Annotated in this window: 13 protein-coding genes; 10 read left to right on the forward strand and 3 right to left on the reverse strand. The window is 64.7% G+C overall.

The window, feature by feature from the left end; translation table 11 throughout:
- Positions 1-172 precede the first annotated feature (172 nt).
- The 6 genes from DRB87_RS12645 (at position 173) to DRB87_RS12670 (ending at position 4,773) form a co-directional block, all read left to right on the forward strand.
- A complete protein-coding gene (locus DRB87_RS12645; protein WP_130026151.1) occupies positions 173-1,690 on the forward strand; it encodes a YdiU family protein in 1,518 nt (505 codons plus the stop codon).
- Between the two features lie 145 nt (positions 1,691-1,835).
- Positions 1,836-2,258, forward strand: a complete 423-nt coding sequence (msrB, locus tag DRB87_RS12650; RefSeq protein ID WP_130026152.1) for a peptide-methionine (R)-S-oxide reductase MsrB — start codon at positions 1,836-1,838, stop codon at positions 2,256-2,258.
- A 223-nt stretch (positions 2,259-2,481) separates the two neighbouring features.
- Positions 2,482-2,901, forward strand: coding sequence for a YgiW/YdeI family stress tolerance OB fold protein (locus DRB87_RS12655; RefSeq protein WP_130026153.1), 420 nt, complete (start codon positions 2,482-2,484; stop codon positions 2,899-2,901).
- A 187-nt stretch (positions 2,902-3,088) separates the two neighbouring features.
- Positions 3,089-3,622: a septation protein A gene (locus tag DRB87_RS12660; RefSeq protein ID WP_017234780.1), complete on the forward strand. Its 534-nt coding sequence runs from the start codon at positions 3,089-3,091 to the stop codon at positions 3,620-3,622.
- 22 nt (positions 3,623-3,644) lie between these two features.
- Entirely contained in the window at positions 3,645-3,908 is a 264-nt protein-coding gene (locus DRB87_RS12665) for a BolA family transcriptional regulator (RefSeq protein ID WP_130026154.1), read from the forward strand.
- A gap of 70 nt (positions 3,909-3,978) precedes the next feature.
- Complete coding sequence (locus tag DRB87_RS12670) at positions 3,979-4,773, forward strand: peptidylprolyl isomerase (RefSeq protein ID WP_130026155.1); 795 nt, start codon at positions 3,979-3,981, stop codon at positions 4,771-4,773.
- Between the two features lie 107 nt (positions 4,774-4,880).
- Here the strand turns inward: DRB87_RS12670 and purL are convergent, their stop codons facing one another.
- Complete coding sequence (purL, locus tag DRB87_RS12675) at positions 4,881-8,912, reverse strand: phosphoribosylformylglycinamidine synthase (RefSeq protein WP_130026156.1); 4,032 nt, start codon at positions 8,910-8,912, stop codon at positions 4,881-4,883.
- Between the two features lie 253 nt (positions 8,913-9,165).
- On the opposite strand from purL, the gene DRB87_RS12680 reads away from it, so the two are divergent.
- From DRB87_RS12680 to pgi, 3 genes are all read left to right on the forward strand, one after another.
- On the forward strand, positions 9,166-10,440 hold the full coding sequence (locus DRB87_RS12680) for a D-amino acid dehydrogenase (protein WP_130026157.1): 1,275 nt from the start codon (positions 9,166-9,168) through the stop codon (positions 10,438-10,440).
- Between the two features lie 302 nt (positions 10,441-10,742).
- Positions 10,743-12,485 carry an NAD(P)H-hydrate dehydratase gene (locus DRB87_RS12685; protein WP_130026158.1) on the forward strand — a complete coding sequence of 581 codons (1,743 nt, stop codon included), beginning with the start codon at positions 10,743-10,745 and terminating at the stop codon, positions 12,483-12,485.
- A gap of 114 nt (positions 12,486-12,599) precedes the next feature.
- A complete protein-coding gene (pgi, locus tag DRB87_RS12690) occupies positions 12,600-14,267 on the forward strand; it encodes a glucose-6-phosphate isomerase (protein ID WP_130026159.1) in 1,668 nt (555 codons plus the stop codon).
- A 23-nt stretch (positions 14,268-14,290) separates the two neighbouring features.
- Here pgi and DRB87_RS12695 read toward each other — a convergent pair whose 3' ends face one another.
- Positions 14,291-15,013, reverse strand: coding sequence for an ABC transporter ATP-binding protein (locus tag DRB87_RS12695; protein ID WP_130026160.1), 723 nt, complete (start codon positions 15,011-15,013; stop codon positions 14,291-14,293).
- 52 nt (positions 15,014-15,065) lie between these two features.
- Here DRB87_RS12695 and DRB87_RS12700 point away from each other — a divergent pair, with 52 nt between their 5' ends.
- Positions 15,066-15,713: an arylesterase gene (locus tag DRB87_RS12700; protein WP_206100017.1), complete on the forward strand. Its 648-nt coding sequence runs from the start codon at positions 15,066-15,068 to the stop codon at positions 15,711-15,713.
- Positions 15,714-15,773: 60 nt separating this feature from the next.
- Here DRB87_RS12700 and DRB87_RS12705 read toward each other — a convergent pair whose 3' ends face one another.
- A complete protein-coding gene (locus DRB87_RS12705) occupies positions 15,774-17,696 on the reverse strand; it encodes a SurA N-terminal domain-containing protein (RefSeq protein ID WP_130026162.1) in 1,923 nt (640 codons plus the stop codon).
- Between the last annotated feature and the right edge of the window lie 16 nt (positions 17,697-17,712).

Below are 17,712 nucleotides of genomic sequence, written 5' to 3' on the forward strand. Positions count from 1 at the left end.
CGGGCGCGCTTCACCGAAACGCGCCGAACCATTCTTGACGCGGGCGCGCGCCGGGTCAACGCTCATCGGTTGTGCGGCGCAGCAGCGGCGCGCGAGCGTGCGCCGCCGCAAGCCGGCAGCACGCGACGGACACCTCAAGTAGAATGTTTGTTCACCTTCAGGAACGTCCCCAATGCCGGCCACCGACCGCTCCGCCGCTGTTTCCGCCTCACTCAAGCCTTACGGACCGCTGTCGTTGTCGAACCGGTTTGCGGCACTCGGCCCCGACTTCTACACGCGCCTCGCGCCACAGGCGTTGCCCGAGCCGTACCTGGTCGGATTCTCTGCCGACGCGGCCCGCCTGCTCGGCTGGTCGCCCGAAGCCGCACGCGACTCCGAGTTCCTGACCACGTTCGCCGGCAATACGCCGCTGCCCGGCGGCGATCCGCTCGCCAGCGTGTATTCGGGCCACCAGTTCGGCGTGTGGGCCGGCCAACTGGGCGACGGCCGGGCACTGCTGCTCGGCGAGTCGGACGGCCCCGGCGGGCGCTGGGAAATCCAGATCAAAGGCGGCGGACTCACGCCCTACTCGCGCATGGGTGACGGACGCGCCGTGCTGCGTTCGTCGATTCGCGAGTTCCTTGGCTCGGAAGCCATGTTCCATCTCGGCGTGCCGACCACGCGCGCCCTATGCGTGATCGGCTCCGATGCCCCGGTGCGTCGCGAAACCATCGAGACGGCGGCCGTGGTCACACGTTTGTCGCCCAGCTTCATCCGATTCGGACATTTCGAGCATTTCTGGGCAGGCGATCGGCATGGCGCGCTGCGTCAGCTGGCTGATTTCACGATCGAGCATCACTACCCCCATTGCCGCGACGAGGCCAATCCGTACCTCGCTCTGCTCAGTGCCGTGTGCGATGCGACGGCCGAACTGGTCGCGCACTGGCAGGCCGTGGGCTTCTGTCACGGCGTGATGAACACGGACAACATGTCGATTCTCGGTCTGACGATCGATTACGGCCCGTTCGGCTTCCTCGACGGCTTCGACGCGCATCACATCTGCAATCACTCCGATGCGCAGGGACGCTACGCCTATCAGGCCCAGCCGAACGTGGCGTACTGGAACCTCTTCTGTCTCGCCCAGGCCCTGTTGCCGCTGTTCGGCGAGGGCGAGGCGGCGATCGAGCAGGCGCAGTCGGTGCTGCCCGTGTTCAAGACCCGGTTCGCCGAGGAGATCGATCTGCGCATGCGTGCGAAGCTCGGATTGCGCGAATCGCATGCCGACGACGAAGCGCTCATCAACCGTCTGTTCAAGCTGATGCACGAGGGACGGGTCGACTTCACGCACCTGTTCCGCACGCTGGCGGGGCTTGAACTGGAGAACCCGGCCGCCGACACGCCGCTGCGCGACATGTTCATCGATCGCGCAGGCTTCGATGCCTGGGCCGTGGATTACCGCGCGCGGCTGCGCCACGAGGCCAGCGCCGACGCGAAGCGTGCGGTCGCGATGCGGCTTGTCAATCCGAAGTACATCCTGCGCAATCATCTGGCGGAAATTGCAATCCGGCGTGCGCGCGAAAAGGACTTTTCGGAAGTCGACACGTTGCTCAAGGTGCTCTCGCGTCCCTACGACGAACAGCCCGAATTCGAACGTTATGCCGCGCTGCCGCCCGACTGGGCCGGACAGCTCGAGGTCAGTTGCTCGTCTTGATCGAGGAACGGCATCGGTGGCTGGCGTGCGGCGGCGAGTCGCCACGCATTGCAAAACGGCGCGCCACCCCCATCTGTGCCAGGTCCAACGATAGACGACGCGTGGCGGCAACACCGGGGCCGCCCCCATCAGGAGACTCTCATTCATGAGCAAAGTGGAAAAAAGCGACGCCGACTGGCGTGCCCAACTCGACGACGTCGAATACCAGGTCACGCGTCATGCCGCGACCGAACGCGCCTTTACCGGGCGTTACTGGGATCATTGGCAAGACGGCACCTACCGCTGTATCTGTTGCGGCGCGCCCCTGTTCGAATCGACGGAGAAGTTCGATGCGGGTTGCGGCTGGCCGAGCTACGCGAAGCCCATCGACAAATCCGGCATCGACGAGGTCATGGACTATAGCCACGGCATGGTGCGCGTGGAAGTGCGTTGCCACAACTGCGACGCCCACCTCGGACACGTGTTCGAAGACGGCCCGCAGCCGACCGGACTGCGCTATTGCATCAACTCGGCGTCGCTCGACTTCGAGGACAAGGGCGGCCCATCCGACAAGCCGGCCGACGACTGAGCGGGCGACGGCGCCAGCGCCTGGATAATGTAGCGCGCCTCATTAGCGCGCCTCATTAGTGCGCGTCTTCAGTGCGTCCAACGTGTGTGCCCGGCCCGTGAATTCGATCAATTCGCACCGGGCGCCGCCCCATTTGGGATATCCCTCGCGCTCGGACGCCCCGGTGCGATTCGCACATCTGCTACGCTGGCGCTCCCTCAACGAAACACAGGAAACGCCGCTCATGACTGGCCAGAATATTCGCTGCGCCTCCCTGCTTATCTCTGCGGTGGCAGGCTTCGGCACCGTGAGCGCCGCACCTGCCATCGCACAGTACATGGGACCTTCGGCCGGCGCTGCTACGACCGGCAGCGTGGTCGTGCCATCGGCCATGCCGCATGTCGCGACCGTCGCTCAGGCATTGGCCGCCCCGGACGATGCGATCGCCGTCATCGAGGGCTATATCGTCAACCGGCTCAAGCACGAGCACTACACGTTCCGTGACGACACGGGCAGAACGCTCGTCATCGAACTCGACGACAAATACCTGCCGCCCGGCCAGCAGATCAACGACAAGACGCGCGTGCGCATCACCGGCGAAGTCGACCGCCATCACCTTCGCGCGAACGATATCGACGTCAAGCGCATCGACATCCTGCCGTAAGGCACGCGGCCGGGGTCCTCGGGAAGCGATCCGGAGGCAAGCCGAGGTGAAGCGGCGGCACGGACGCCGCGACGCGCATTTGGCGATTCACCGCGTCCCGCCACGGGCCTTTGAAATATAATGCGGGTTTGCCCCGGCGCCTGTTGTCCGAGGGCGATTCCTCCCGAAGCCCCCGAGTCGAGACTTCATGAAATTCTTTTTCGACCTGTTACCGGTCATCTTGTTTTTCGTCGCCTTCAAGTTCGCCGGCATCTATGTCGCCACCGGCATCGCGATCGCGACGACGATTGCGCAAGTCATCTGGATGTGGCTGCGTCACCGCAAGGTCGAGCCCATGCAGTGGGTGAGTCTGGCGATCATCGTGGTGTTCGGCGGCGCGACCATGCTGCTGCACGACGAGACCTTCATCAAGTGGAAGCCTACGGCGCTTTACTGGCTCTTCTCGATCACCCTGTTCGTCGCCGAACTCATCTTCGACAAGAATCTGATTCGCGCCATGATGGAAAAGCAGATGGCATTGCCCGACCCCCTGTGGCGGGCGGTGAATTTCAGCTGGGCGCTGTTCTTCCTCGCAATGGGCGCGCTGAATCTGGTCATCGCCTACCACTACTCGACCGATACATGGGTCAACTTCAAGCTCTTCGGTGGCATGGGCCTGATGGTCGTGTTCATCGTCGTGCAGAGCCTGTGGCTCTCTAAGTACATCAAGCAGGACGAATAACGTCCGTCAGGAAGCCACTGCCATGACCATGGAACAGCAAATCGAAGCGCGCCTCACCGCGGCGCTCGCCCCACTGGAATTCGCCCTCGAGAACGACAGCGCCCGTCACGCCGGTCATGCCGGCGCGGCGTCGGGCGGGCACTACAACGTCAGAATCGTGTCTGCAGCGTTTGCCGGACGTAACCGCGTGGCGCGGCACCGCCTGGTGTATGATGCGCTAGCCGATTTGATGCAAAACGGCATTCACGCCCTCGCCATCGTTGCGCTCGCTCCCGGCGAAGCGTAACTCGCATGCGACCATGCGACGTATCCCCCGTCGATTAACCTTGCCTTCGTCATTCGTTAGGAAAAACAGCATGGCATTGAAACTCGCCCGCACGGCACTGGCGCTCGGCGCCGCCGTGTCGCTGACCGCCGTCTCCCTCCCCGCTCTCGCTCAGAACGTCGCCGTCGTGAACGGCACGCCGGTGCCCGTGGCCCGTGCCGACGCCATGGTGCGCGAAATGGTCCGACAGGGTCAGCCGAACTCGCCGCAACTGCAACAGCAAGTGCGCGAAGAGCTGGTCAAGCGCGAGATCCTCGCGCAAGCGGCCGTCAGCAACGGACTGGCCGCCAAGCCGGACGTCAAGGCGCAGCTCAAGCTGGCCGAGCAAGGCGTGCTGATTCGGGCCCTGATCGCTGACTTCCAGAAGACCTCGCCGGTCACCGACGCCGAGGTTCAGGCGCGTTATGACCAGCTCAAGAAGCAGTTCGGCGACAAGGAATATCACGCCCGTCACATTCTGGTGCCGAGCGAAGATACCGCCAAGGACATCATCGCGAAGCTCAAGGGCGGCGCGAAGTTCGCCGACCTCGCCAAGCAGTACTCGAAGGACCCCGGTTCGGCACAGAACGGCGGCGATCTCGACTGGTCACCGGCCAACGCCTACGTGCCCGAGTTCTCCGACGCCCTGCAAAAACTGCAAAAGGGTCAGTACTCGCAGACGCCGGTCAAAACGCAGTTCGGTTATCACGTGATCGAACTGGACGACGTTCGCGACGCGCAGATCCCGGCGCTCAACGATGTCAAGCCGCAGCTCGTGCAGCAAATGCAGGAAGAGAAGCTGAAAGGCTACATCGACGGCCTCGAGAAAAAGGCCAAGATCCAGTAAGCGTTACCGGCTACCGGTTCGGCTTTGAAACGAAAATCCCGCCTTCCGGCGGGATTTTTGTTTCCAGCGTGCTATTCCGCACGCGCTGACGTGCGGAATATCGTCGCTTAAGCCACCCAGCGACGCGCGTTGCGGAACATGCGCATCCACGGGCTGTCTTCGCCCCACTGCTCGGGCGCCCAGCTCATCTGCACCGTGCGGAACACGCGCTCCGGGTGCGGCATCATCACCGTGAAGCGCCCGTCGCCCGTGGTCACTGCGGTCAAGCCGCGCGGCGAACCGTTCGGGTTGAACGGATACTGCTCGGTCGGCTGTCCCCGATGGTCGACGAAACGCAGGGCGGCAATCGCCTGGTCGAGGTTTCCTTGCTGACCGAAGTTGGCATAGCCCTCGCCGTGCGCGATTACGATCGGCAGCTGCGAGCCGGCCATGTCCTTGAAGAACAGTGACGGCGAATCCAGCACTTCCACCTGCGTAAGACGCGCCTCGTACTTCGACTGGTTGTACGTGAACTTCGGCCAAGCCGCCGCGCCCGGGATCAGGTTCGACAGGTTGCTCATCATCTGGCAACCATTGCACACGCCCAGTGCGAAGGTGTCGGCACGGTTGAAAAAGCCGGCGAACTGTTCGGCCAGTGCCGGATTGAACAGAATCGTCTTGGCCCAACCCTCGCCGGCCCCGAGCGTATCGCCGTACGAGAATCCACCGCAGGCGACGAAGCCCTTGAACGTTTCGAGCGAGTGACGGCCGGCGAGCAGATCGCTCATGTGCACGTCATAGGTATCGAAGCCGGCCTTGTCCAGCACGTAGGCCATTTCCAGGTGCGAATTCACGCCCTGCTCACGCAGGATGGCCATCTTCGGACGCACGCCCGTCGCAATGAACGGGGCAGCAACGTCTTCGCTGGCATCGAACGTGAGCTTCGGCGAGAGACCGGGGTCGCTCGTGTCGTTGAGCGCTTCATATTCGGCATCGGCAGCGGCCGGGTTATCGCGCAGACGCGCGATGCGCCAGCTCACTTCCGACCACTCGCGTTGCAGCGCCGCGCGCGGCGCGCCGAACACCTTCTTCGCATCGCGATAGATTTCGATGACGTCATTCGTGTTCGGCTTGCCGATCACGTGCGAGCAGGCGGACAATCCGGCTTCACGCAGCATTTGCAACACCGCATCGCGCTCCGAGGCGCGCACCTGGATCACCCCGCCAAGCTCTTCCGAGAAAAGCGCGCGCAGCGTCTTGTCTTCGCGACGGCCCACGGTCTGCTTGGCCCAATCCTTGGCATCGCCGTAATCGGATTCGAAGCCGTCGTCGAGCGTGAGCATGTCGACATTGAGCGAGACGCCAACGTGGCCCGCAAACGCCATTTCCGCCACGGTCGCAAAGAGGCCGCCGTCCGAACGATCGTGATACGCCAGGAGCTTGCCGTCGCGGTTCAGTGTCTGGATGGCGTCGAAGAAGCGTTGGAGATCGGCCGGATCGTCCAGATCCGGCGCCACGTCACCGATCTGCTGCGTGACCTGCGCGAGAATACTGCCGCCCAGACGGTTCTTGTTGCGACCCAGATCGATGGCGATCAGCACCGTCTCGCCCACTTGCGCGACCGAGCGCAGTTGCGGGGTGAGATGACCGCGCACATCCTCGATCGGCGCAAAGGCCGAGACGATCAGCGACACCGGCGCGACCACGTCCTTGCTGCGGCCGGCGTCTTCCCACTGGGTACGCATCGACAGCGAATCCTTGCCGACGGGAATCGACAGGCCCAGCGCCGGGCACAGTTCCATACCGACCGCCTTGACCGTATCGAACAACGCAGCGTCTTCCCCTTCGGTGCCGCACGCGGCCATCCAGTTGGCCGACAGCTTGATCTGGTCGAGCGACGCAATCGGCACCGCCGCGATGTTGGTGATGGCTTCGCCGACCGCCATGCGACCGGACGCCGGCGCGTCGATCACGGCCAGCGGCGTGCGCTCGCCCATCGTCATGGCTTCGCCACGATAGCCTGTGTAGTCCATCAGCGAAATGGCGCAATCGGCCACCGGCACCTGCCACGGGCCGACCATCTGGTCGCGCGCCGTCAAGCCGCCCACGGTACGGTCACCAATCGTGATGAGGAACGACTTGCTGGCCACCGTCGGGTGACGCAGTACGGCACGTGCCACGTCGTCGAGCGACAGGCCCGTCACGTCCACCGGCGGGAGCGTCGTCGCCACGCGCGTGACGTCGCGATGCATGCGCGGCGGCTTGCCGAGCAGTACGTCCATCGGCATGTCGACCGGGTCCGGCGACTCCGGATGCATCGCATCGACCAGCTTCAGTTGACGCTCATCGGTGGCGATACCGACCACCGCCACCGGGCAACGCTCGCGTTGGCAGATCGCCTGGAAGGCCGGGAAGCTGTCCGGCGCGATCGCCAGGACATAACGCTCTTGCGCTTCGTTACTCCAGATTTCCGCCGGGGACATGCCCGACTCTTCGAGCTGCACCTGACGCAGATCGAAGCGCGCGCCCTTGTCGGCGCCGTCGACCAGTTCCGGGAATGCATTCGACAGACCGCCCGCGCCCACGTCGTGAATCGACAGGATCGGGTTGGCCTCACCCTGACGCCAGCACGCATTGATCACCTCCTGCGCACGACGCTCGATTTCCGGATTGCCGCGCTGCACCGAATCGAAGTCGAGCTCGGCCGTGTTCGTGCCAGTGGCCATCGAGCTTGCCGCACCGCCGCCCATACCGATACGCATGCCCGGGCCGCCGATCTGAATGAGCAGCGTGCCGGCCGGCAGATTGTGTTTGTGGGTGTGTTGTGCGGCGATGTTGCCCATGCCGCCCGCGATCATGATCGGCTTGTGATAGCCGCGCACGCGGCCGGCCACATTCTGCTCGTACGTACGGAAATAGCCGCCGAGAATCGGACGGCCGAATTCGTTGTTGAACGCGGCGCCGCCCAGCGGGCCGTCGACCATAATTTGCAACGGCGACGCAATGCGGTCCGGGCGGCCATAGTCGGCGCCGGTATCGCCGGGATTGCGAAGCGACGGCGGCACTGCCACGTCGAGATCGTTCTCCCATGATTCGCGCGCATCAGGCAGCGCCAGATTCGACACGGTGAAGCCGGTCAGACCCGACTTCGGCGTGGAGCCGCGGCCGGTCGCGCCCTCGTCGCGGATCTCGCCGCCCGCCCCCGTCGACGCTCCCGGGAACGGCGAAATGGCCGTCGGGTGGTTGTGCGTCTCCACCTTCATCAGCGTATGCGTAAGTTCGACGCTGCGGCCGTACTGGCCGTCGGCGCCACGCGGATACCAGCGCTCGACTTCAGCGCCTTCCATCACCGAAGCATTGTCCGAATACGCCACCACCGTCCCCTGCGGGTGCAGTTGGTGTGTGTTCTTGATCATCTGGAACAGCGACTTGTCCTGCGCCTGACCGTCGATGGTCCATTGCGCATTGAAGATCTTGTGACGGCAATGCTCGCTGTTGGCCTGCGCGAACATCATCAGTTCCACGTCAGTCGGATTGCGCTTCAGGCTCGTGAAGGCATCGACCAGATATTCGATTTCGTCGTCGGCCAGCGCGAGACCCAGTTCCCGGTTGGCGGCTTCGAGGGCGCTGCGGCCCACGCCGATGACGTCGATCGTCTGCAGCGGCTTGGCCGGCAACTCGACGAAGAGCGCCTCGGCGTCATGGCGTGTTGCCACGACCGTCTCGGTCATGCGGTCATGCAGCACGCCGGCAACGCGCGCCAGAACATCGGCCGCCAGCGATTTCTTCCCGCCGAGCAGGCCCGACTTCACACCGATCGTGTATTCGACAGCCCGCTCGATACGACGCACGTGATCAATCCCGCAGTTGCGGGCGATATCCGTCGCCTTGCTCGCCCAAGGGGAAATCGTGCCCAGACGCGGGATCACGAGCAACTGGTCGCCCACCGGCTCTTCACGCACCGGCTCACCATAGGTGAGCAGACCGGCGACGCGGGCCACGTCTTCGCTCGACAGCGGTTCGGCGCTGGCCACGAGATGCACGTAGCGGGCGTCGACACGCACGATCGAACTGTCGATGGCTTGCAGGGTCTGCAGAAGACGTTGCTGGCGGAATTCGGAGAGCGCCAAGGCGCCGGCGAAGCAGGCAATGTGAGTCATGGAAGGACGGAAGGCGAGGCGTTCAAAACGCGGGGGAACGACAAAGCGAGATTATACCCTGCTTACCCCGGGTTAGACCCGAGTGCGCCACACGCATTATGGGGAGCCTCCCGCCCTGCCAGGGCGTCTCTCTGGTAACCTATGCGCCCCGTCATCAACACGGGCCGCGAAACCGGCATTCGGGTGCGGCACGGCAAAAAACGACACTAACAAGCGAACGTACGGGCGTTCGCCACACACCAGACGGTTGGGAATGAAGGTCATCGTTATCGGCGGCGGGGTCATTGGTACGTGTACCGCCTATTATCTGGCCGCCGCGGGGCACACGGTCACCCTTGTCGAGCGCAATAGCACGGTGGCGCAAGAGAGCAGCTTCGGCAATGCGGGCGTCATCGCGCCCGGCTATGTCACGCCATGGGCAGCGCCCGGCATGCCGCGCAAGCTGCTCGGCTATCTGTTCAGCTCGGCAAGCCCGCTCATCTTCCGGCCGGGCCTGTCGGCCGGCACCTGGCGCTGGGCCGCCCGTTGGCTGCGTGAATGCAAACTCGAACGCTACCGCGCCAACCGCGAGCGGATGCAGCGTCTCGCGTTCTATAGCCAGCGCTGCCTGCATGCACTGCGCGAGACCCACGTCTTCGAGTACGAGCACACGCAAGGCTATCTGCAACTGTTCCGCACCGAACGCGACGTCAAGATGAACGAACCGGCGCGCGCCATGCTCGCCGAGAACGAAGTGCCGCACCGCTTGCTCACGGCCGACGAGTGCCGCAAGCTCGAACCGGCGATTTCGACCGATGCCCCACTGGCGGGTGGCCTGCACCTGCCGCGCGACGAGACCGGCAACTGCCCGCTCTTTACCAAGCGCCTTGCCCAGATCGCCCGCGAGATGGGCGTCACGCTCGCTACCGAGACGACAGTGCTGTCGGTGCGCCCGAACCTGGGGCGATCGGGGGTCACGGTCGAGACAGCCAGCACCGCGCAGCTTGCGCAGCGCACGACACTCGAAGCCGATGCCGTCGTGATCGCGGCCGGCGTGGCCAGCACGGCGCTGCTGCGTCCACTGGGCATTGACCTGCCGCTCTGGCCGATCAAAGGGTATTCGATCACGGTGCCGGTCAAGACCGAACTGTTCAGCCCTCGCATCGCCGTCATGGACGAGTCGTACAAGACCGCCATCACCCCGCAAGGCAACCGTCTGCGCATTGCCGGCACGGCCGAACTGGGCGATGCCGAACTCGTGCTGCGCGAGCGCGCCATCGCCACGCTCTACAAAGTGGCGACGGACTGGTTCCCGGGTGCAGGCAAGTACCGGGAGGCGCGCGCCTGGGTCGGCGCACGTCCGATGCTCCCCGACGGCCCGCCCGTGCTCGGCGCAACGCCGCTACCCGGCATCTTCCTGAACGTCGGCCACGGTTCGACCGGCTGGGCAATGGCCTGCGGTTCCGGTCGCGTGCTCGCCGACGTCATCTCCGGACAAACGCCGGAAATCGATCTGAACGGTCTGACACTCGCTCGTTACGCGCACTGATATACGCACGCTGGCGTGCGAGGATGCCGACGGGCCACCCCATGAAGATGGCTGGCCCGGCCTGACGCTCGCCCGCGCATTCACAGGCCGGCATCGTCCATCGTCGGTAGCCAGCCCCGGTCCGGCAGGGCCTTGTCGGAAACCACCGACACCGCGTCCAGATTCGCACCGGCAGGCAGAACGTTGCGTTGAGGGCATAATCTCCGAATGGCCCGCAGAACACACCGCGCCCAAGCCGTCGATGCCGGCATGCGACGATGTGCAGCGTTCGCCGCCCCTCGATACCGGGAGCTTTGTCTGTCATGTCCGATTCATTGCGCGCCGACGCCCCTGCTGCCCCTGCTACCCCTGCTGCCACCCCCGCCGCTGCCAGCGCCACTGTCGGCGCGGATTCCCTGACACGATCCATCGGGTCGCCACACGATTGCGCGACGTCATCCATTGCCGCATGCGCGCGCGACGCCCTCGACTTATGGCTTCCCGACACGCTACGCGAGGTCGAGCGAGCCGCCGCCGCCCAACTCCCTGCCCATACGCTCATGGCCCGCGCCGGGGCTGCCGTCGCCGAGTGGCTCATCGGTCGCTTGCCAGCCCTCGCGAGCGCGGGTCGTCAACCCGTGTTGTTGCTCGCAGGGCCCGGGAACAACGGGGGCGATGCTTACGTTGCGGCGCGCGAATTGCATCGGCGCGGGGTGCTTGTCGATGTGTGGCAACTTGGGGCGCCGTCGACCGACGACGCCCGCTGGGCGCACGCCCACGCCCTCGCCGCCGGTGTGCCCGTGCAGTCCGCCCCGACCCTCTGGCCTCAACGCTCCTCGGATTACGCCTGGATTGTCGACGGCCTCTTCGGCATCGGCCTGACGCGCCCTCTCGAAGGCCCGGCCGCGGCCCTCGTCGAGCGCGTCGTCGAGGCCCACGCACAGGGCACACCAGTGCTCGCCATCGACATTCCCAGCGGACTGGCGGCGGCCACCGGCGTCGTCGACGGACCGGTCATTCACGCCGACGTCACGATGGCAATGCTTGGCGCCAGCCCCGGGCTGCTCACCGGGATGGGGCGCGACGTTGCCGGGGAGGTGCTCATCGCCACCCTGGGAACGGACGAGGTGCTGGCCGCGGTGCGGTCCGGACGCCCCGACGGCCACGCCGTCGCGACGAGCGCGCCGGCCGCGTTCCGTGCGCATTTGCCGCAGCGTCATCATGCGTCGCACAAGGGCAGCTATGGATCGCTGGCGGTGCTGGGCGGCCATGAAGGCATGATCGGTGCGCCGCTGCTTTGCGCGCGTGCCGGATTGATGACGGGCGCGGGACGCGTCTATGTCGGCTTCGTCGCGCACGATGCGCCCGCCTGGGATCCGCAGCACCCCGAATTGATGCTGCGTCATGCGGAAAACCTCGACCTCGCGACGATGCACACGGTCTCCGTCGGCCCCGGGCTCGGGACCTCCGCCGCATCGGCCGCGTGCCTGTCGCGCGCGCTCGCCCTGGACGACACGCCCCTGGTCATCGATGCCGATGCCCTCAATCTGCTGGCCGCCGAGCCCGCGCTCGCCGAGCGCGTGCGCCGTCGCGCCGGCCCCACCGTCCTGACACCGCATCCGCTCGAAGCGGCGCGCCTGGCAGGTGACGACGTCGCACGCGTTCAATCGGATCGGCTGGCGTGCGCACGGGCGCTCGCGCAACGCTTTGGCGCAACAGTCGTGCTCAAGGGCTCAGGCAGTGTCATCGACGACGGAACGCACTCCTGGATCAATACGACGGGCAATGCCGGGCTGGCGACGGCGGGCACGGGCGACGTACTCACGGGCGCGATCGGTGCGCTGCTCGCGCAGGGCATGCCAGCGCCGCAAGCCGCACTGGCCGCGGTCTGGCTGCACGGCCGGGCTGCGGAACGGTGCGTCGCCGCAGGGGCCGGCCCTGCGGGACTGACCGCAAGTGAACTTTTGCCCGCCATGCGCGCCGAACTGGCTGACTTGATGAACGAGGCCCGGTGCGCCAAGCGAAGCACGCAAACGCTCCGCACGGCGCCGGCCGGTTCGCCCTGACGTCGCGCGTGATGTGGATGCGGGCCCCCGAGACGGTCGTTCGCCGTCGCATTTCTGCGTGATTTCGCGACGACTCCCGTTATACTCCGCTTTATCGAAATGTCCTTATCGCACATGCCGTACAAGCCATCCGCGCCTGCCACTCGTCTGGACCAACTCCCTGCCTGGCGTACCCTGCTCACGCACCGCGACGACATTGCCGCGCAGCACATGCGCGACTGGTTCGCGAGCACCGGCGCCCATGCACGCGTCGAACAATTCTCATTGCGTGCGGCCGGCCTGTACCTCGATTACTCGAAGAACCGCATTACCGGCACAACGCGCACGCTGCTCGCACAACTTGCGCGCGAATGCGGCCTGCCGGCCAAACGCGATGCAATGTGGGCCGGCGACGCCGTCAACATCACGGAAAACCGCGCGGCGTTGCACGTTGCGCTGCGCGCACCGCAGGACATGGCCTTTCGCGACGCGGCCGGCGACGTCAGCCGCGGGGTGCGCGGGACCCTCTCGCGCATGCGTGCTTTCAGCGAAAGCGTGCGCGACGGGCGGTGGATCGGTGCGACAGGCAAGCCCATTCGACATCTCATCAATGTCGGGATCGGCGGATCGGACCTGGGTCCGCGCATGGTGTGCGACGCGCTTGCCGTCTACGGGCGGCGAGATCTGAGCGCGCACTTCATCGCCAACATCGATCCCACCGAACTGGCACGCACGCTGCCCTCGCTCGACCCCGAAACCACGCTCGTCGTGGTGTGCTCGAAGACCTTCACCACGCTCGAAACCATGACCAACGCGCGCACGATTCGCGCCTGGTTTGTCGCGCATGGCGTTCCTGAGGGCGAACTCGGCAAGCACTTCGTGGCGGTGTCGACGAATGCCGAGGAAGCGATGCGCTTCGGCATTCACCGCGAGAACGTGTTCGAGTTTGGCGAGTGGGTCGGCGGGCGGTATTCGCTGTGGTCGTCGATCGGGCTCATCATCATGCTCTATCTCGGCCCGCAGCATTTCGACGCGTTGCTCGCCGGTGCGCATGCCATGGACGAACACTTCCGCAGTGCGCCACTCGAGTCCAACATGCCGGTGCTGCTTGGCCTGCTCGGCATCTGGTACCGGAATTTCTTCGACGCCCAGACGCTTTCCATCGCGCCGTATACCGACGCCTTGCAGAAACTACCGCCGTATCTGCAGCAGTTGGACATGGAGAGCAATGGCAAGTCGGTGCAGCTCGACGGAACGCCTGTCGCGTGGCAAACCGCGCCGATCCTATGGGGCGAGCCGGGCACGAACGGTCAGCACGCCTACTTTCAGATGTTGCACCAGGGCACCACGCTGGTGCCCGTGGACTTCATCGCCGTCCTGAATCCGCAATATGATGCGCCCGCCTATCTCGATCATCACCGCAAGCTGCTCGCCAATTGCTTCGCGCAAAGCGAAGCGTTGCTGCAAGGCGGCTCGATGGCCACGGCGGAACAAGCTGGAGGACCGCTGGGCGCGCAACGCCGCTTCGACGGCAATCGTCCGAGCAACACGCTCGTGATCGACCAATTGTCGCCCGAGCGCCTGGGTGCGCTGATCGCGCTCTATGAGCACAAGGTGTTCGTGCAGGCCGCCATCTGGAACATCAATCCGTTCGACCAGTGGGGGGTTGAACTGGGCAAGACGCTGAGCCGCGCCATCGAGCCCGAACTCGCCGATCCGGACTTGCTCACGCCCGACGCGCACGACGCCTCGACCACGTCGTTGATTCGCCTTGCAGGCGACGCCCTGAAACGCAAGCACTGAAACGCGCGATCGCCGCAGCAACATCACTGCGGCGTTTTCGACCCCGCGTCTCGTGCGCCTGACGGGCCATCGATCCTTCGTCCGCCGGCGAGTTGCACCGTCGTGTCGCACCGCTGCGCGATCGCCTGATCATGCGTCACGAGCACCAGCGTTGCGCCACGGGCCTTGTTGAGCGAGAACATCAGGTCGATCACGCGCTCCCCCGTCGCCGTGTCCAGACTGCCCGTCGGTTCGTCGGCAAACAGTATGGCGGGTTCGGTGACGAAAGCGCGCGCCAGCGCCACGCGCTGCTGCTCGCCGCCGGAGAGCTGCTTCGGATAATGCGCCAGACGCGAGCCCAGCCCCACTTGTTCAAGCAACTTGATGGCACGATCGCGCACGTCGCGTGTCTCACCCAGCAACTCGAGCGGCAGCATCACGTTCTCGAGCGCGCTCAGGTGCGGCATCAATTGAAACGATTGAAAGACGAAACCGACGGCACCGCGTCGCAATGCGGCCCGGCCCTCTTCGTCGAGATCGCCGAGCGACTTGCCCAGCAGCGTGATACTGCCGTCGCTTGCAGTGTCGAGCCCCGCCATCAGGCCCAGCAACGTAGACTTGCCGGACCCCGACGCGCCAACGATGGCGACGCTTTGCCCTTTGGCGACACTGATATCGATATCCTGCAGAATGACCAGCTCACCGGTCGCGTCGCGCAACCGTTTGCCCAGCCCCCGCACCTCAATCACGTTTTCGGAAAACGACATGGTAAGAAGAGAGTTCTTGAAAATGGCCGCCTCCGCCCTCGTAGGCGGGTGCATGCTCTCAGGGACCGCAGCGAACGCGGCAAGTTCGGGGACGCCAACGATTTTGGTCGTCGGCGACAGCCTTTCGGCGGAATATGGCATCGCGCGCGGCACCGGCTGGGTCAATCTGATGCAGCAGACGATCACGCGAAGCGGGTTTGATTATAACGTCGTGAACGCGAGCATCAGCGGCGACACGACGAGCGGCGGACGCGCGCGCCTCGCGCCGCTGCTCGAACGCTATCATCCCGCCATCACGATCCTGGAACTCGGCGGCAACGACGCGCTGCGCGGTATTTCACTCGACCTCACGCGCAGCAATCTGCGCGAGATGATCGGCGCGGCACGCAAGGCAGGCAGCCGTGTGATCGTCGTCGGCATGCGCATTCCGCCGAATTACGGGCTCGACTACAGCGAGCAGTTCTTCACAATGTTTTCACTCGTGGCCAAGCAGGAAAAAACGGGCTACGTGCCGTTCCTGTTGGCAGGTGTCATTGAACACCCCGACTGGTTCCAGCAGGATCAGATTCACCCGCTTGCCAAGGCGCACCCGCAAATGCTGCAGAATGTCTGGCCGGCGGTCAAACCACTCCTCAAGCCCGCCGGCAAGGCGCCCTCGCGCCCCGCGCAACCACGAACGCCGAAGACGTCCGGCGAATAAAAAAACGCGGCCGGTTGGCCGCGTTTCTCGTTTCATTCAGCAACGGTGTCGGCCGCCGGTTCAGGCCCCCGACTTGGTGACATCGTTCACGACCTTCACCTTCGAGCGCGCACGCAGGTCGGCCAGCCAGGCGTTCCATTCGGCCTGCGCCGCCAGTTGGTTGAGTTGCTGCGCCTCGGCGGCAAGATGCTGCGCGTCCTGCTCGGCCGGCTGAGTGACCTTGCCGATGCGATACACCGCGTAGCCCTGACCGTCGCCCAAAGCGACACCGACATACGCCGGCAACCGCGTCGTATCGGCACTGAAGATCGCCCCCAAGGCCGTCGCCGGCAGCTTGCCCGGGTTGTCTCGCGAAACGGTTTGCGCAGCGCCGAATGCGGCGTCGCCCCCCTTCTTGAGCGCTTCGAGCTTGGCCTGCCCGGCCGTCGTCGCTGCCTGCTCGGCCAGATCGGCGACGACCTTCTCTTTGACTTGCGCCTCGATCTGCGCGAGCGGCGGCGTGGCGGCCGGGTGGTAAGTCACCACGTGCGCCGACACCAGTACGCCCTGACCCACATCCACCGCCTCGGTATTGCGCTTGTTCTTGAGCGCCTCGTCGCCAAACACGGCCTTGAGTAGCTTCTCATTGCCGATCGGGAGTTTCGCCTGCGACGGATCGGGCGTCCGCGTGACCGTGGCCGTCTGCACCTTCAGGTTGAGCTTGTCGGCCGCCGGCTGCACGCTGTCGGGTTGTTCGTACACGGCGTTGGTGAACTGGTCGGCCAGCTTCGCATACGCTTTCGCCGACTCCTGCTGTCGATACTGATCGGCAAGCTGCGCCTTCACTTCATCGAACGACTTGGTCTGCTCGGGCTTGATGCCGGTCAGCTTGATGATGTGATAACCGAAATCGCTCTTCACGACATCGCTCACGTCACCCTCGTGCTTGAGCGCGAACGTGGCATCGGCAAACGGCTTGACCATTGCGTCGCGCGTGAAGAAGCCCAGATCGCCCCCGTTGGCCTTCGATCCCGGGTCTTCCGAATCGGCGCTGGCCAGCTTGGCAAAGTCGTCCGGATGCTTCTTGATCTCGGCCAGCAACGCGTCGGCCTTGGCCTTCGCCTTGGCGTGCTCGGCCGGCGATGCGTCGGCGGGCGACGCGATCAGGATGTGCGATGCGCGGCGCTGTTCCGGCGTCGTGTATTGCTTGAGATTGTCCTGGTACATCTTGCGCAGCACGTCGTCGCTCGCGGGCGTCTGTGCCGAAGCCGGCATGGCCTTCGGGTCGAGCACGACATATTGGATCTCAGCCGATTCGGGCGTCTGGAAGGCCGCCTTGTGCGCATCGTAATACGCCTGAATCTGCGGCTGCGTCGGAACGATCTTGCCGGCGTAGTCCGTGACCGGGAAGGTCAGCACCGAGACGTCACGCTGTTGAGCACGCAGTTGTGCGAAGCGTTCGAGCACCGTTTTCGGCAGCATGGCGCTCGCCTGCACGCTCGACGGCAATTGGTTCGACGCCAGCTCGAAGCGAATTTGCGCTTCAAGGCGCTGCGGCGTGAGGTTTTGCGCAGAAAGCAATTGCGCGTACTTCGCTTCATCGATGGAGCCATCCGGGCGGCGCAACTGGGCAATCGCCGGAATGGCGAGCAGCGCCTCACGCACCTGGGCATCGGGCACCGAGAGATTCTTCTTGAGCGTTTCCTGCGTGAGCAGCTTCTGCTGGATCAGGTTATCCAGTACCGCGGCGCGCATTTCGGGGGTGTTGATCTGGTTGGGATCGACAGCGCCGCCAAACATCTGTTGCATGCGCTCGGTCTGCGCACGAAGCACGCCGTCGTATTCCTGGCGCGTCACGGTCTGGTCGCCGACCTTGGCGATGGTGCTGGCGTCTGCGGCGTATTCCTGCCAGCCATGTACGCCAAACACCACGAACGACGGCACGATCAACACCGTCAGGAAGATGAGAACCAATCGTTGATGACGGCGGATGAAGTCGAACATACGAAATCGGAATAGT

The organism is Pandoraea sp. XY-2 (assembly GCF_004193915.1).
In the GTDB taxonomy this organism is placed as follows: Bacteria; Pseudomonadota; Gammaproteobacteria; order Burkholderiales; family Burkholderiaceae; genus Pandoraea; species Pandoraea cepalis.

Bases quoted from the DNA above. Each gene is read 5' to 3' on its own strand.
- DRB87_RS12680 (WP_130026157.1), top strand. From the start codon at position 9,166: ATGAAGGTCATCGTTATCGGCGGCGGGGTCATTGGTACGTGTACCGCC.
- DRB87_RS12705 (WP_130026162.1), bottom strand. From the start codon at position 17,696: ATGTTCGACTTCATCCGCCGTCATCAACGATTGGTTCTCATCTTCCTG.
- DRB87_RS12700 (WP_206100017.1), top strand. From the start codon at position 15,066: ATGCTCTCAGGGACCGCAGCGAACGCGGCAAGTTCGGGGACGCCAACG.
- DRB87_RS12685 (WP_130026158.1), top strand. From the start codon at position 10,743: ATGTCCGATTCATTGCGCGCCGACGCCCCTGCTGCCCCTGCTACCCCT.
- purL (WP_130026156.1), bottom strand. From the start codon at position 8,912: ATGACTCACATTGCCTGCTTCGCCGGCGCCTTGGCGCTCTCCGAATTC.
- DRB87_RS12670 (WP_130026155.1), top strand. From the start codon at position 3,979: ATGGCATTGAAACTCGCCCGCACGGCACTGGCGCTCGGCGCCGCCGTG.
- DRB87_RS12660 (WP_017234780.1), top strand. From the start codon at position 3,089: ATGAAATTCTTTTTCGACCTGTTACCGGTCATCTTGTTTTTCGTCGCC.
- msrB (WP_130026152.1), top strand. From the start codon at position 1,836: ATGAGCAAAGTGGAAAAAAGCGACGCCGACTGGCGTGCCCAACTCGAC.
- DRB87_RS12695 (WP_130026160.1), bottom strand. From the start codon at position 15,013: ATGTCGTTTTCCGAAAACGTGATTGAGGTGCGGGGGCTGGGCAAACGG.
- DRB87_RS12665 (WP_130026154.1), top strand. From the start codon at position 3,645: ATGACCATGGAACAGCAAATCGAAGCGCGCCTCACCGCGGCGCTCGCC.
- DRB87_RS12645 (WP_130026151.1), top strand. From the start codon at position 173: ATGCCGGCCACCGACCGCTCCGCCGCTGTTTCCGCCTCACTCAAGCCT.
- pgi (WP_130026159.1), top strand. From the start codon at position 12,600: ATGCCGTACAAGCCATCCGCGCCTGCCACTCGTCTGGACCAACTCCCT.
- DRB87_RS12655 (WP_130026153.1), top strand. From the start codon at position 2,482: ATGACTGGCCAGAATATTCGCTGCGCCTCCCTGCTTATCTCTGCGGTG.